A 13,907-nucleotide genomic window follows, 5' to 3' on the forward strand; every position below is an offset into this window, starting at 1 on the left:
AGCGCCTTACCAGCCGGCCCAGGGGGCGACCGGGATCGGCAGCCTCAACGCAACCTTGAACAGAAGGATGCAGAAGGCCGTCATGGCGGCCGAGAAGATCAGCGTCTGTATCCAGTTGCGCTCGTCGGCCGCGAGGCTCGCGACGATCAGGGTCAGCGGACCAGCAACGATGAGGCCGAGCGGCGGCAGCAGGTCCGTGCGGCCGATGCCGGGAATGTTGAGGGTGGTGCCGCGGATCGTGGCGGCGAAGATCAGCACGGAGCCGAGGACGAAGATCGGGCCACGGATCGACCAGGCTTCGAGGCGCGGGCCGATGACGGTCAGGGCCTGGAGCACGATGATCCCGCCAATCCCCATCAGCAGGAAGGAAAGGCCGCGCGGGAAGGAACCGGGGCCGAGATTGGCACCACGTCCGCCACTCAGGTTGGAAGAGGCCCACAGGCAGGCGAGCCCGAAGGCAATGATGAAGAGCCCGGCGAACATGTCCTGGGGGCTCTTGACCAGTCCGCGTGTTTCTTCACCCGCACTCGTCGCGTTTCCGTCCTGCATAGTCCCCCCGCTTCGGAGCATCGTATTGAGACCAAATGTCACCCCGTGCTCTTGCGCGCGGATGACATCATGTCAACTGCCCGAACACAAGCAGGAGGCGATTCACAGGCCCGGGACAATGCGCAGCAGGTGCTCATTCGCGGCGGCCCGTCAGCCGGTCGCCGTGCTTCTCGTACGGTAATGGTCGAGGACGAAAAGACGAATGGAAGACGACAGGTTTCCTTGGGAGCGGCCGCCGTCGATCTGGCCGACCACATCCGACAGGGTCTCGCGGCGTTCGGCGGCGATTTCCTTCAGCGCGTTCCAGAACTCGTCTTCGAGGCTGACGCTGGTCTTGTGGCCCTCGACGACGATCGAACGTTTGATGACGTGGCTCTTCATGCAGATTCACTCCGGGCGCTTGTGACCATCCAGCCGACGGGACTCCAAGGCCTCGCGGGCCTCGTCGAGTTGTCGTTCACTGGTTGGACGACCAAAGCGCAGGCGGTTGGCGTCGGCGCCAAGCGCCTCGGCTTCGCGGGCTTTGCGTTTGCGTGCGCGCTTCAAATTGATGATGTCACCCATGGTAACATTCCAAATTCACAGACAGCGTTGCGGTTCCCTTCAAGGCGAAAAAAAACCGGCCGGCGCCGTGCGGTACAAGACCGGCGTCGCCTATTGTCTAGCCAGCACCGGCCTGCATGGAAACCGTCTCTCGGTACCGCTGTGACAGAGCAGTCATGCTCTTGACCGGACCAAACGGAGATGACCGGCGAAACCCGACGAATCCGCGGGTCTATTTTTTGCGGAACTTGTCCAGGCTGACGACCTCTGCGCCGCTCGAACCGGTTTCCGCGGCCGCCTGATCGGTCTTCGCCGCTGCGCCGTCGTCGTGACGGCGCGTGGCGGCAGGCGACGGCGTGGGCGCTTCCGTATCGGCATCGGCCGAAAGACGGGGGGTGATTTCCTTGACGCCGACATCGCCCTTCTCGGCCTCGGCGCCGGCCACCTCGAACTGGAGGCCGAACTGCACCGAGGGGTCGAAGAAGCCCTTGATCGAGTCGAAGGGCACGAGAAGCCGCTCGGGGATGCCGCCGAAGGACAGCCCGACCTCGAAGCTGTGCTCGGTGATGATCAGGTCCCAGTACTGGTGCTGCAGCACCACGGTCATTTCCAGCGGGTATTTCTCACGCATGCGGTTCGACAGGCGCACGCCGGGGGCGCGGGTGTCGAAGGTGATGTAGAAATGATGGTCGCCGGGAAGCCCGTCGCGTGCCGCGTCGACGAGGACACGGCGGACCACGCCGCGCAGGGCGTCCTGGGCCAGAAGATCGTAGCGGATGAGGTCTGTTGGCATGAGCTGGTCGATCGCGGAACGGACCCGGGGCCTTCTGTGGCGCGGGGCTGGACGCCCCCCGACCGCCGCGCCGCGGACCGGAGAGAAGTGGAGGCTTCTGTTGCCAGGTGCCTCCGAACCCCGCCTTACAGTGCTACCCGCAAGGACTTGATTTCGGTACTATTACCGCATTACGCGGCAACGGCCACCGGAGCATAGTTGTCATTGGCAACTATTGAGACGGCCCGATAACGGCGGAACCATGCCGAGCAAAAGCCCACCCTTTACACCCTCGTCGATCCTATTTCGCCCCCATCAGAAACGCCCTTGAAGGGCCCTTCTGGTGGAGGCGCCGGGTACTGCCCCCGGGTCCGAAAGGCTTATTGCGATGGTCGTTTATCACCATAGCCGGGTTGCCCCGGCCCGTTGAATATAGGGGAGGCCGCGCGTCAGCGAAAGGCCTTCAGCGGCGCATGCCGGGGGCGGGCCCCACGTCGATCGGCGGGGGCAGCGGCGGCAGGATCGACAGCGGCGCCCCGGTGGCCACCGGAGGAGCCGGGCGGGCCCCGTCGAGCGCGCGGCGCACCACCGAGGGCAGGTCCGTGGCGACCGGCGCGGGGGCGGCGCGCGGGGCCGCCGGACGGGGCGCGGGAAGCGGTGCCGTCTCCTGCGGCGCATCCGGCGCCACGACCGCCGGCACCACGACCTCCGTTGCGGGCGGCGGCACCAGGAACATCTCGGCCGCGACCGGCGGCGGCATCGGCGGCAGCGCGATCTGGACCTGCGGCGGCGGCACGGCCGTGAAGCGCGAGAAGGCGCGCTGGCGGCTGCGCTCGAGCCGGTCGCTTTCGGTCAGGCGGATGCGCAGGGCGGCGCGATCGATCAGCCGCAGGCCGAGCCAGCCGGAGACGTCGTCGGTATCGATGGTGCGGGCGGGCGTGCCGATCGGTCCCACGAACTGCATGGCGATGACCGGCATGGTCTCCGCCTCGGGAATCGGGTCGGGCGCGATCCGCACCTGGGCGCCCATGGTCCCTTCCCTGAGGTCGAAGCCGCCGGACCAGGTCAGCCTGCCGCCGGGCACCGCGAAGGCGGCGACGCCGGCGCGCGCCGTCAGCCCGACGACGCTGAGCGGCGACTGCCCCTCGCCCAGGGGAACGACCGTCTCCAGCGCCTGGGCGAGGGCCGCCCCGAAGGCCATGTCGGTCATCGGCCGACCGATGTCCTGGGCGATCTCCGCCTGGCGGGTGACGCGTGCCAGCGAGGCCGGATCGGCGCCGGCCAGCGCCGTCGTCCGGAAGTTAAGCCGCCCGGTTCCGTTGATGCCGGCGACGAGGGCCGCCGGCGTCGCGCCGTCGGCGGCAAGGTCGGCCGTGACGGCGAGATCGCCCGCAGCGCCCGGCCATGCCAGTGCGGCGGGGACGCCGGCGAGGGCGAGGCGCGCCGACAGCAGGGTGCGCAGGGCGGAGCGGTCGAGGGTCAGGCTGCCGTCGAGCCGCGCCGGCCCGAGCGCGGCGCTGATGTCGTGCAGCGACGTCGTGCGGCCCTGGCGCACCAGGCGGGTCGCAAGGCCGGTCAGGGCGGGATAGTCGCCGAGGCCGACGCGTTCGACGCGGATGGCGAGATCGGCTTCCACCCGGTCGAGGACCGTCGCGCCGAAGGCCGCGGCGGCAAACTCGCCGGCTCCGGCGTCGATCAGCCAGGCCGGTCCGGACAGCAGCGCCAGCGCCGCCTCGCCCGGGATGTCGCCGAGGCTCACCTCGCCGCGGCCGGTCCAACCGCGCCCGGTCAGCCGGGCGGCGACCGTCGTGGCGCCCACACGGCCCTCGGCGCGTTCGGTGCGCCAGTCGGCCCCCTCTGCGACAGCCGTCAGATCGAAGGTCGCCGGCAGGCGCCCGGCGAGTTCGGCCGGGACGCCGGCCAGCGGCATCAGCGTCGACACGTCGTCGGAGCGCAGGGCGGCGACGAGGCGGGCCGGCCCGTCGGCGCGGCGGTCCGCCTCGAAGGATAGGGTGCTGCCCGAGGAGACGAGCGTGCCCCTGAGCCGCATCGACGTGGCTTCGGGACGCTCGATCTGGGCCGACAGCTGGGTGCGCGCCACCGGCGTCGGGGCGGGTGCGGGCGTGCCGCTCACCAGCGCGAAGATCTGGTCGGCACGCGGCGCGTCGACGGCGAGGGCGACACGGCCCGTCAGCCCGGCGGGCTCGAAGGGATCGCCGGCGCCGGCGGCGTCGATCTGCACATTGGCGTCGCCGACCCGCCCCTCGATCCGGAGGCCGAGCGCCGAGCGCCCGCTCGCCGCGAAGGTGAGAGAAAGGTCGGCGCCGGCGAGCGAGGGGGCCCTGTCCCTGATCCATTCCGCCAGAGCCCTCGACCTCTCGTCGCGCAACAGCAGGGCGATCAGGCCGTCGGCATTGTCGGCCCGCAGGCGGCCGGAAAGGCGGCCGAGCAGCGGCCCGCCGAGGCCGTCGAGGCGGCCGGTCAGGTCGAGGCCGAAGCCGGCGAGATCGCCCACCCGCAGCCTTTCGGCCTCGAAGGTGCGCCCGTCGGTGGCGACGGCGAGGTCGACGTCGCGGGCAAGGAAGCCGGCGAAGCGCGCCTGGCCGGCGCGCAGCTGGATACGGGTGTCGGTCGCCGGGTCCAGCCTGGCGCCGGCGCCGCGGGCGATGCGCAGCAACAGGTCGAGATCGAGCGCATCGGCGGTGAGCTCGGCCTGGAGGGCGTGACGGCCGAGCGCGGGAACGTCGAGCGCGATGCGGCCGGAGGTCTGCCCCGCCGCCGTCTGGGCCGTGATGTCGTCGAGCAGCAGGCGGCCGGCATCGACCGTCATGCGGGTGGTCAGGCGGAGCGGATCGTCGAGGGTTCCCGGCGGCGTCGGCTGCCCGTCGAGCCAGGACAGCAGCACGGCGGGCCGCGCGGCATTGACCACGACGGTGCCGGCGAAGCCCATGTCGCCCGCGAGCGTCACCTCACCCGTCGCCTCGACCGCCGCCTCGCCCGGCAGCCGCCCGGAAAAGGACTTGACCAGCCAGCGGCCGCCCCGGGCCTCCATGTCGCCGCGCAGGTCGCCGAGCGGCGCCCCGCCGAGGGTGGCGCCGGCGATGTCGAAGCCGATCGCCATGGGCAGAGTGCCGTCGGCGAGACGCGGGACCTCCGCCAGAAGCTGAGAGAGCACCTCGCGCGCCGTGCGCGGCGGCCCCTCGACCAGACGGTCGAAATCGACCTGCCGGGCGGAGACGATGACGTCGAGACTGCCCTGTGGCCCGAACCCGTGGCGCAGCGAGCCCGTCGCCCGGGCGATGCGGTCTCCGGAGCCAAGCTGTGCCTCGGCGCGATGCATGACGAGGGCCTGGGCGGTGACCGCGGCCGGACCCGATACCCGCCAGGGCAGCCGGCCGGTCCGGCCGGTGAGGATCAGGGTGCCGTCGAAGCGCTGCCGGCCTTCCGCGCCGATGGTCCCTTCGGCTTCGAGGCCGGGGCCGTCGCGGCGCTCGGGAACCCGCAGCCGCAGCAACAGGTCACCCTGTTCGGCCAGGCTCATCATCAGATGCAGCGGCAAGACGCTCTCGCCGACCGTCGCCGATCCCTCGAGGCGCACCGGTCCGTTGATGCCGCGGGATTCGCCCGAGAGCATCATCCGCTCGGCGACCAGAGTGGCGGGTCCGGTGCCCTTGGCGACGGACAGGCGCGCATTCTCGACGGTGAGCGCATCGATCGGCAGGACGCGGCCCGGAACCTGGCCGAGCAGCAGCCGCACGTCGGCGTCGCGCAGGTGCAGGGCGTTGAGCGAGGCCTCGCCGCGCAGCAGCGGCGCGACGCGCAGTTCGCCGTGCAGCCGTCCGATGCGCGCGCCGCTGCGCTCGGTGCCGATGGAGACGTCGCGCGCATCGACGCGGATGGTGGGCAGCAGGCGAATGGAGAGGTCGCCGCCGATGCGCACGGGGGTGCCGAAGATGCGCGAGGCTTCCGCCTCGATCTGCGGCTTGTAGCTGTTCCAGTCGACCAGCCACGGCCCGACCACCGCCGTCACGATGGCGGCGATCAGCGCAAGGGCGATGGCGAGCAACGAGTTCTGCAAGGCGGCGCACTCCGCGGCGAAGGCGGCAGGCCTGAATGTAGGGGATGCGACAGGGGTTCGAAAGGCTGCCGCGGCCGATCAGGCCTCAGCGTGTCAGCATCCCGCGCTGGCTGATGCCGAGACCGAAGGCGCCGGAGGGCGCGGCGGGCTGCAGCATCTGCACCGTCTCGGGCCGCGGCCGGCAGACGCGGCGCGTCCAGCGCGGGTCGTGACGGGCGAGGTCGAGATGGAAATGGTCGTAATGGAAGGCGTCGGCGCCGGGCCCGAGGACCGTGGTGAAGTGGTCGCAGGCCCGCACGAAAACCTCGCGCAGGAATCCCGCTTCGGCGGTTTCGCCGCGCCAGTGCTGGCGGATCACCACGGTGTGGCCGCTGCTGAGGATGAAGGCGAAGACGTCGAGGGCATTGCCGAAGGCGTGCTCCGACATGCGGCCAGACCGTCCGCCACGGACGCCGCGACAGGCATAGGAGCCGGCCTTGACCTCGACCACAGCGGCGCCGAACCAGCGCTGGGCCGCCGGCTGCACGACATTGTCGATCCAGCGGTCGACCGTCGGCACCATCTGGCAGGCGAGCGTCTGCGGCCGGTCATAGGCGACCTGCCCGCGCGCCTGGGCGGCGACGCGCAGCGGGTAGTCCATCCCGCAGGTGCCCGGGCCGTTGATCGTGGTGGAGCGCTGGACATAGCGCGACATCTGCACGGCCCCCGAGGCCATGCAGCGGCTCTCGAGGTCCGAGCGCCACTGCTCGCGCCGCTCATAGGCATAGCGACCGCAGGCCGCCATCGTCATCGCGACGACGGCAATGGCGAACCATTTGAAGGCCCGGCGGCCCGGGCGCTGTGTGCCGAACGCAACACTCATCGGCTTTTCCGAAAATGCGGGGAATGTCCCTAACGCTGCGTTCATCATCGCCCAGCCGGGTGAACAGCCTGCCAAGAAAGGCGGTGAAGAAAGCGTTGCGCCGGTGTCGCCGGACGAGACACTTCCTTCGCGGCGGCGCATCGCCTAGTCAGGCGTCATGGACACGACCTTTCAGGACGCGCGGCTGCTCGACGCGCTCGGCACCCTGGCAAGCCGGGCCGGCGCCGAGATCATGGCCCATTACGGCGGCGCCGCGACGATCAAGGGCGACGGCTCGCCGGTGACGGCGGCCGACACGGCGGCCGAGGCGGTCATCCTCGCCGGCCTCGCCCGCCTGCTGCCCGGCGTTCCCGTCCTCGCCGAGGAGGCCGCCGCCGCCGGCCATTGGCCGGTCTGCGAGGGGACGCTCGTCGCCGTCGACCCGCTCGACGGCACGCGGGAGTTCATCCAGAAGAACGGCGAGTTCACCGTGAATATCGGGCTGGTCACAGCCGGGCGGCCGGTGGCGGGCATCGTCTTCGCGCCGGCGCTGTCGCGACTGTGGATCGGGGCCGGTGGCCGGGCCGAGGCGATGGACCTGCCGCCCGGCGCACCCATCGAGGCCGCGACGGGTCGCCGCGACATCCGCACGCGGCCGCTGCCCGCCGGCGGCCCGGTGGCGCTGGTCAGCCGGTCCCATGCCGATGCGGCGACGAGCGCCTACTATGCCGAGCGCGGCATCGCCGATCAGCGCCCGGTGGGATCCTCGCTGAAATACACGCTCATCGCCGAGGGCGAGGCGGATGTCAGCGCCCGCTTCGCCTCCATCACCGAATGGGACATCGCCGCGGCCCATGCCGTGCTGGCGGCGGCGGGGGGCGAGATGACCCGCCCCGACGGCAGCCCGCTGGTCTATGGGCGGGCCGACCGGCAGTTCCGCACCGATCACTTCATCGCCTGCAGTGCCGCCTATGCGGCCGCCGGGCGGCGTTGATTTGGGCAGGCTGCGCGTTTCGGTCGCAGTCTTGTGATCGCGCTGGAAACGGCAATGACGGCCATTCCGCGGGGCGAAGTGGCCGGGGTCTGGCTGACAACCTGACTGAATCAATCAACAATTGGAAAAGACTGGAGCCGTTCCAAACAATTCCTTGGAGTCATTCCAATCTTTTGGCCGCGGCTTGTCGTGGATTGGCTGCGCGATAGGATAGTGGACAGTGAATTTCACGCCGACCGCGTGCCGTTCTGGAACCCGTCCGATCGACGGCAGCCCGCTGGAGACCCCCCGATGATCATCTCGCCGACCCGTCGCGCCCTTCTCGGTGGCGCCGCCCTTCTCATCGCCAGCCCGGCCCTGCTGCGCGCCCAGACGCGCACGCTCAACCTCTATTCGTCGCGGCACTACGACACCGATGAGGCGCTCTACACCGACTTCACCCGGCAGACCGGCTTCGCCATCAACCGCGTCGAGGCGGGCGCCGACCAGCTGCTCGCCCGCATGCAGAGCGAAGGCGCCAATTCGCCCGCCGACGTGCTGATCACCGTCGACGCGGGTCGCATCGAACGGGCATCCGCCCTCGGCCTGCTGCAGCCCTTCGCCTCCGAGCCGCTGGCGAGCCGGATCCCGGCAAACCTCCGCGATCCCGATGGCAACTGGTATTCCTTCTCGACCCGGGCACGCGTGCTCTTCGTCGCCAAGGACAAGGTCGCGGAAGGTGCGATCCGCACCTACGAGGACCTCGCCGATCCGAAGTGGAAGGGGAAGGTGCTGACGCGCTCCTCGACCAACATCTACAGCCAGTCCCTGGCGGGCGCGATGCTCGCCGCCCATGGGCCTGAGAAGACCGAAGCCTGGGCCAAGGGCGTGGTCGCCAACCTCGCCAGGCCGCCGCGCGGCGGCGACACGGATCAGATCCGGGCGGCTGCCGCCGGCGAAGGCGACATCGCCATCTCCAACACCTATTATTTCGGCCGCCTGGCGATTTCCGAGAAGCCGGAGGACAAGGCGGTCGTGGAGAAGCTGCGCCTGGTCTTCCCCAACCAGGGCGATCGCGGTACCCATCTCAACGTCTCGGCGGCCGGCATCGCCCGTCACGCCAAGAACCTCGACGCTGCAAAAGCTTTCCTCGAGTACTTGTCGACACCCGCCGCACAGCGCTATTTCGCCTGGGGCAATTCGGAATACCCGGTCGTGGCCGGCGTCGAGCCGCCGCCGCAGGTCGCCGCCTGGGGCACCTTCAAGGCGGATCCTCTGAATGCCCGCGTGTTCGCCCGTAACAATGCCGAAGCCCTGAAGATCATGGATCGCGCCGGCTGGAAGTGACGACTTGACTTGACTGACGCCCTTATCGGCCCGCCTTCCGTGACCGACCCGCGCCCGGCCTTCATGGCCGGGCGTCGTGCGTTGCTGGCCGTGGCGCTGGTTCTCGCCGCCGTCGTGATGACGCCGATCCTGGCGGTCGCCTTCAGCGTCGTGCTGCCGAGTGGCGGCGCCATCGCCCACCTGGCCGAGACCGTTCTCGCCGAGATCGTCCTGAACACGCTGGGGCTGATGCTGTTGGTCGGGCTCGGCACAGCGGTGATCGGTGTCGGTACCGCCTGGCTGGTGACGCTGTGCCGGTTTCCAGGGTCGCGGGCGCTGGAATGGATGCTTCTGCTGCCGCTCGCCGTTCCCGCCTACATCATCGGCTATGCCTATACCGACGCCATGGCCTTCGCAGGGCCCATCCAGAGCGGCCTCAGGGCGATGTTCGGGTGGTCGCGCAGCGACTACTGGTTCCCGGACATCCACAACCTGCCGGGCGTCAGTCTGATGCTGACCCTGGTGCTCTACCCTTACGTCTATCTTCTCGCCCGCTCCGCCTTCCTCGACCAGTCGACCTGCGTGCTTGAGGCGGCCCGGACGCTGGGGGCGAGCCCCCTGTCGGCTTTCCTGCGCGTCGGACTGCCGATGGCCCGGCCGGCCATAGCCGCCGGCGTCGCGCTGGCGCTGATGGAGGCCCTCGCCGATTTCGGCACGGTGCAATATTTCGGCGTCACGACCTTCACGACAACGATCTACCGGACCTGGTTCGGCCTCGGCGACCGCGTTGCCGCCGGCCAGCTCGCCACGGGTCTTCTCGGTTTCGTCCTGCTGCTGGTGGCTGTCGAGTTCGTGGCGCGCCGCGGCCGCCGCTTCGGCGCCGGCGGCCGGCGCCATCGCAGCATCGCGCCGCTGCAGTTGAGACCGCGCGCCGCGCTGGCCGCCCTCGCCGCCTGCGCCCTGCCGGTACTGCTCGGTTTCATCCTGCCGATCGCAGCGCTGCTGCGCCTTCATGTCGTGGACGGCGACTCGCTGCTCAACCCCCGCTTCCTCGCCTATGCGCAGAACTCCTTCGTCCTCGCCGGAGCCGCAGCCCTCATCGTCGTGACCGCCGCGACCATGGTCGCCTATGCCGGACGGATCGCGCCAGGCCCGATGACCAGCACCGTGATCCGCGTCGCCAGCATCGGCTATGCCGTGCCCGGCACGGTCATCGCCGTCGGGATCCTCACCGCGCTCGGCGGGCTCGACGCGGCCCTCGACGGCTGGTCGCAGGCGACGTTCGGTTGGGGAACCGGGCTGGTGTTCTCCGGCTCGGCCGTCGCTCTTCTCTATGCCTACCTCGTCCGCTTCCTCGCCGTCGCGGCGGGCCCGGTCGAATCCGGGCTGCATCAGATTCCGGCCTCCCTCGACGCGGCGGCGCGCACCCTCGGCGCCAGTGCCGCCAAGGTGGCCGCGGCGATCCATGCGCCGATGCTGCGGCGCTCGCTGCTGACGGCCGCGCTGCTCGTCTTCGTCGACGTGCTGAAGGAACTGCCGGCGACGATCATCGTCAGGCCGTTCAACTTCGATACGCTGGCCGTCCGCGTCTACAATCTCGCCTCGGACGAACGCCTCGCCCAGGCCTCGACGGGCGCGCTGGTGATCGTCGCCATCGGCATCGTGCCGGTCATCATCCTGACGCGCATGATCGCGCGCGACACCCGCCTCGGCTCGCGGCCGGGCGCCTGAGATTCAGCGGCGGTCGCGGAAGAAGTCGCGCAGCAGGTCGGCCGCGGCGGTCTCGCTCAATCCCCCATAGACCTCCGGGCGGTGATGGCACGACGGGCTGCCATAGAGCCGGACGCCGTTCTCGACGGCGCCGCCCTTGATATCGGCAGCGCCGAAATAGAGCCGGCGGATGCGCGCGAAGGAGATCGCGGCGGCGCACATCGGGCAGGGTTCCAGCGTCACGTAGAGGTCGCAGCCGGGCAGCCGCTCGGAGCCGAGCGCCGTACAGGCGAGGCGGATCGCCAGGATCTCGGCATGGGCGGTCGGGTCGCGGTCGGCGAGCGTGCGATTGCCGGCCCGGGCGATCACGACACCGTCGCGGACGATGACCGCACCGACCGGCACCTCGCCGCGGGCGGCCGCCGCGCGGGCCTCATCGAGGGCCTCCGCCATGGGGGTCGGGGCCGCTTCTGGCTGCTGCGAATCACCGGCTCTCGCCATTTCGCACCGTTCGTGCTAAAGGCCCGCGTTCCTGCCGGGGCACCCGGCCGCGCACGCCGGATGGCGCCGCGACAACCCGATCTCACGAGAACCCCATGCCCCGCAAGCGCGACGATGACCGTCCGGCCCCCGGCCGGACGCGGAAAACTGATTCGAAAGCCTCCCCGAAGACCGCCGAGACCAAGCCCGCATCCGCCAAGAAGGCCGTCAAGGCCGCGGCAGGCGCGCTGGATGCAGCAGCATCCGTGAAGGTCCCCGCTGCCAAGGCGACGGCGCCGAAGGTTGCGAAGACCTCGAAGGCCATGCCGGCGAAGGCCGCCGAGGCCGTGACCGTTGCCGCCGCCAAGTCGGCGAAGACCAAGGCCGTGGCAGCGAAAACCGCCAAGCCGGCAGTCGAAGCGGCTCCTGCCGTGACGGCCGCCAAGGCGTCGACGCCCGAGGCGAAGAAGGCCAAGGTGACGAAGGAAACGGTCAAGAAGGCCAAGGTCACCGTGAAAGAGGCATCCGTGACGATCCCGGCGGCGCCGGCGGCAGCAAAGCCCGCCGAGGCGCCCAAGGCCAAGACGGCGACCGCCAAGACGGCGACCGCCAAGACGGTGGCCGCAAAAACGACCAAGGCCAAGGCGCCGAAGGCCGAGACCGCCGAGATCGCTGCGGCCGCTCCGGTGGAGCCCGCCGCCGTCGCGTCCGTGATGGAAGCCGAGCCGGCCGCCGCGAAGCCGGCCAAGGCCGGCAAGGCCGCCCGCAAGGCCAAGACGCCGCGCGAGGAGAGCTACGATCCCATCGATCTCGACCTCGACCTCTCCGACGACGCGCCGGCCTTTCTCGAGGACATCGACGAGGATCCGGTGGTGAAGGCTCTCGCCCGCGAGGCGGGGATCGAGAAGAAGCCGCGCGGCGAGCGGTCGCGCGACGACCGTCCGCAGCGCACGTTCAGCGAGGACCGCGGCCAGCGTGACCGCAACACCGTGCCGCGCGAGCGCGACCGCTCGTTCGAGCCGGTCAATCGCGGCGAGGAACGGATTGCCCGGGTGCTCGCCCGCGCCGGCCTGTGCTCGCGTCGCGAGGCCGAGGAGTGGATCGAGGCGGGGCGCGTCAGCGTCAACGGCAAGGTGCTGACCTCGCCGGCCATGAACGTCACCGAGCGCGACGTGGTGCTGGTCGACGGCGAAAAGCTGCCCGAGCGCGAGCGCACGCGGCTGTGGCTCTACCACAAGCCCGCCGGCCTGGTGACCACCAACAGCGACCCGGAGGGGCGCCCGACCATCTTCGACCGCCTGCCTGACGACCTGCCGCGGGTGGTGACCGTGGGACGCCTCGACATCAACACCGAGGGCCTCCTGCTGCTGACCAATGACGGCGGCCTCGCCCGCGTCCTCGCGCTGCCCGCCACGGGCTGGCTGCGGCGCTACCGGGTGCGCGCCCATGGCAGCGTCGATCAGGCCACGCTCGACCGCCTGCGCCAGGGCATCGAAGTGGACGGCATCGAATACGGGCCGATCGAGGCGGAACTCGACCGCGTGCAGGGCGCCAACAGTTGGCTCACCCTGTCGCTGCGCGAGGGCAAGAACCGCGAGGTGAAGAACGTCCTCGGTGCCATCGGTCTCGACGTGAACCGCCTCATCCGCGTCTCCTTCGGCCCCTTCCAGCTCGGCGAGCTGCCCGAGGGCGAGGTCGACGAGATCAGGACCCGCGTGCTTCGCGACCAGCTCGGCGACGAGCTGTCGGAACTCGCCGGCGTCGAATTCGACCGACCGGTCTTCGAGATGGTGGGCGCCCGCGACGACCGCTCCGCCCGCAAGGGCCGTCCCGAAGCACGCCCCGACCGCGACGCCCGCCCGGCCCGCTTCGAGCCGCGCGGCGAACGCCCGGTCCGCAGCGAGCGTCCCGCCCGGTTCGGCGACCGCGACGAGCGTCCCGCCCGTTCCGGCCGCGACCGCGACGAGGGCGACAGGGGCGCGTCCAAGACCCCGGAGCACCGGTTCGGCAACCGTCCGCGCGTCTGGCGCGACGGCGAGGCGACCGATTTCGGACCGCGCAACAAGGCGCGCCCGGCCTTCAAGGGCACCCGGACGGCCGAGGAGGACGGCGCGCGCGACTTCAAGCGCGGTGCGCCGGTGACCGATTCGCGTGGCCGACGCGTCCGCGTCGAGAAGATGGGCGGCGACGAACCGGCCGCCGCGCGGCAGGAGCGTTTCGACAACCGCCAGGCCCGCCAGGCCGAGGATGCCGGCGATCGTCCGTTCCGCAGCCGCGACGGCGACGCGCCGCGCGGTGACTTCAAACCCCGCGGCGAGTTCAAGCCGCGTGGCGAGTTCAAGCCCCGTGGCGAGTTCCAGCCGCGTGGCGACCGCCCGTTCCGCGACCGTGACGGCGATGCCCCGCGCGGCGAGTTCAAGCCCCGCGGAGAGTTCAAGCCCCGCGGAGAGCGCCCGTTCCGGGATCGGGACGGCGATGCCCCGCGTGGCGAGTTCAAGCCGCGCGGCGAGTTCAAGCCGCGTGGTGACCGGCCGTTCCGGGATCGTGACGGCGACGCTCCGCGTGGTGACTTCAAACCGCGCGGCGAGTTCAAGCCGCGTGGCGACCGCCCGTTCCGCGACCGTGACGGCGACGC

The 13,907-nt window shown here is 70.6% G+C and carries 11 protein-coding genes and 1 other RNA gene; 4 read left to right on the forward strand and 8 right to left on the reverse strand.

Annotated elements, in window-relative coordinates:
- Positions 1 to 6: 6 nt before the first annotated feature.
- The 7 genes from Q8O26_RS13920 to Q8O26_RS13950 all read right to left on the reverse strand — a co-directional run bounded on the left by Q8O26_RS13920 (position 7) and on the right by Q8O26_RS13950 (position 6,804).
- Entirely contained in the window at positions 7 to 483 is a 477-nt protein-coding gene (locus Q8O26_RS13920; protein ID WP_305576579.1) for a tripartite tricarboxylate transporter TctB family protein, read from the reverse strand.
- Between the two features lie 216 nt (positions 484 to 699).
- Positions 700 to 930, reverse strand: a complete 231-nt coding sequence (locus Q8O26_RS13925) for a ribbon-helix-helix domain-containing protein (RefSeq protein WP_305576581.1) — start codon at positions 928 to 930, stop codon at positions 700 to 702.
- A 6-nt stretch (positions 931 to 936) separates the two neighbouring features.
- Complete coding sequence (locus Q8O26_RS13930; RefSeq protein WP_305576583.1) at positions 937 to 1,113, reverse strand: DUF4169 family protein; 177 nt, start codon at positions 1,111 to 1,113, stop codon at positions 937 to 939.
- A 211-nt stretch (positions 1,114 to 1,324) separates the two neighbouring features.
- A complete protein-coding gene (locus tag Q8O26_RS13935) occupies positions 1,325 to 1,885 on the reverse strand; it encodes an SspB family protein (protein WP_305576585.1) in 561 nt (186 codons plus the stop codon).
- Positions 1,886 to 1,971: 86 nt separating this feature from the next.
- Positions 1,972 to 2,326, reverse strand: a transfer-messenger RNA (tmRNA) gene (gene ssrA, locus Q8O26_RS13940).
- Between the two features lies 1 nt (position 2,327).
- A complete protein-coding gene (locus Q8O26_RS13945) occupies positions 2,328 to 5,942 on the reverse strand; it encodes an AsmA family protein (protein ID WP_305576587.1) in 3,615 nt (1,204 codons plus the stop codon).
- Between the two features lie 85 nt (positions 5,943 to 6,027).
- A complete protein-coding gene (locus Q8O26_RS13950) occupies positions 6,028 to 6,804 on the reverse strand; it encodes an extensin family protein (protein WP_305576588.1) in 777 nt (258 codons plus the stop codon).
- A 157-nt stretch (positions 6,805 to 6,961) separates the two neighbouring features.
- Here Q8O26_RS13950 and Q8O26_RS13955 point away from each other — a divergent pair, with 157 nt between their 5' ends.
- The 3 genes from Q8O26_RS13955 (at position 6,962) to Q8O26_RS13965 (ending at position 10,813) form a co-directional block, all read left to right on the forward strand.
- Positions 6,962 to 7,777 carry a 3'(2'),5'-bisphosphate nucleotidase CysQ gene (locus tag Q8O26_RS13955; protein ID WP_305576590.1) on the forward strand — a complete coding sequence of 272 codons (816 nt, stop codon included), beginning with the start codon at positions 6,962 to 6,964 and terminating at the stop codon, positions 7,775 to 7,777.
- Between the two features lie 291 nt (positions 7,778 to 8,068).
- Positions 8,069 to 9,103: a Fe(3+) ABC transporter substrate-binding protein gene (locus Q8O26_RS13960; protein WP_305576592.1), complete on the forward strand. Its 1,035-nt coding sequence runs from the start codon at positions 8,069 to 8,071 to the stop codon at positions 9,101 to 9,103.
- A 9-nt stretch (positions 9,104 to 9,112) separates the two neighbouring features.
- Positions 9,113 to 10,813, forward strand: coding sequence for an iron ABC transporter permease (locus Q8O26_RS13965; RefSeq protein WP_305576594.1), 1,701 nt, complete (start codon positions 9,113 to 9,115; stop codon positions 10,811 to 10,813).
- A gap of 3 nt (positions 10,814 to 10,816) precedes the next feature.
- On the opposite strand, the gene Q8O26_RS13970 is transcribed toward Q8O26_RS13965, so the two are convergent.
- Positions 10,817 to 11,245, reverse strand: coding sequence for a nucleoside deaminase (locus Q8O26_RS13970; protein WP_305576596.1), 429 nt, complete (start codon positions 11,243 to 11,245; stop codon positions 10,817 to 10,819).
- A 143-nt stretch (positions 11,246 to 11,388) separates the two neighbouring features.
- Here Q8O26_RS13970 and Q8O26_RS13975 point away from each other — a divergent pair.
- A partial coding sequence (locus tag Q8O26_RS13975; protein ID WP_305576598.1) for a pseudouridine synthase occupies positions 11,389 to 13,907 on the forward strand: 2,519 nt, incomplete at its 3' end.

Origin of the sequence: Phreatobacter sp. (assembly GCF_030691135.1) — a bacterium.
In the GTDB taxonomy this organism is placed as follows: domain Bacteria; phylum Pseudomonadota; class Alphaproteobacteria; order Rhizobiales; family Phreatobacteraceae; genus Phreatobacter.

Bases quoted from the DNA above. Each gene is read 5' to 3' on its own strand.
- Q8O26_RS13920 (WP_305576579.1), bottom strand. From the start codon at position 483: ATGTTCGCCGGGCTCTTCATCATTGCCTTCGGGCTCGCCTGCCTGTGG.
- Q8O26_RS13925 (WP_305576581.1), bottom strand. From the start codon at position 930: ATGAAGAGCCACGTCATCAAACGTTCGATCGTCGTCGAGGGCCACAAG.
- Q8O26_RS13930 (WP_305576583.1), bottom strand. From the start codon at position 1,113: ATGGGTGACATCATCAATTTGAAGCGCGCACGCAAACGCAAAGCCCGC.
- Q8O26_RS13935 (WP_305576585.1), bottom strand. From the start codon at position 1,885: ATGCCAACAGACCTCATCCGCTACGATCTTCTGGCCCAGGACGCCCTG.
- Q8O26_RS13950 (WP_305576588.1), bottom strand. From the start codon at position 6,804: ATGAGTGTTGCGTTCGGCACACAGCGCCCGGGCCGCCGGGCCTTCAAA.
- Q8O26_RS13955 (WP_305576590.1), top strand. From the start codon at position 6,962: ATGGACACGACCTTTCAGGACGCGCGGCTGCTCGACGCGCTCGGCACC.
- Q8O26_RS13960 (WP_305576592.1), top strand. From the start codon at position 8,069: ATGATCATCTCGCCGACCCGTCGCGCCCTTCTCGGTGGCGCCGCCCTT.
- Q8O26_RS13970 (WP_305576596.1), bottom strand. From the start codon at position 11,245: ATGGCGGAGGCCCTCGATGAGGCCCGCGCGGCGGCCGCCCGCGGCGAG.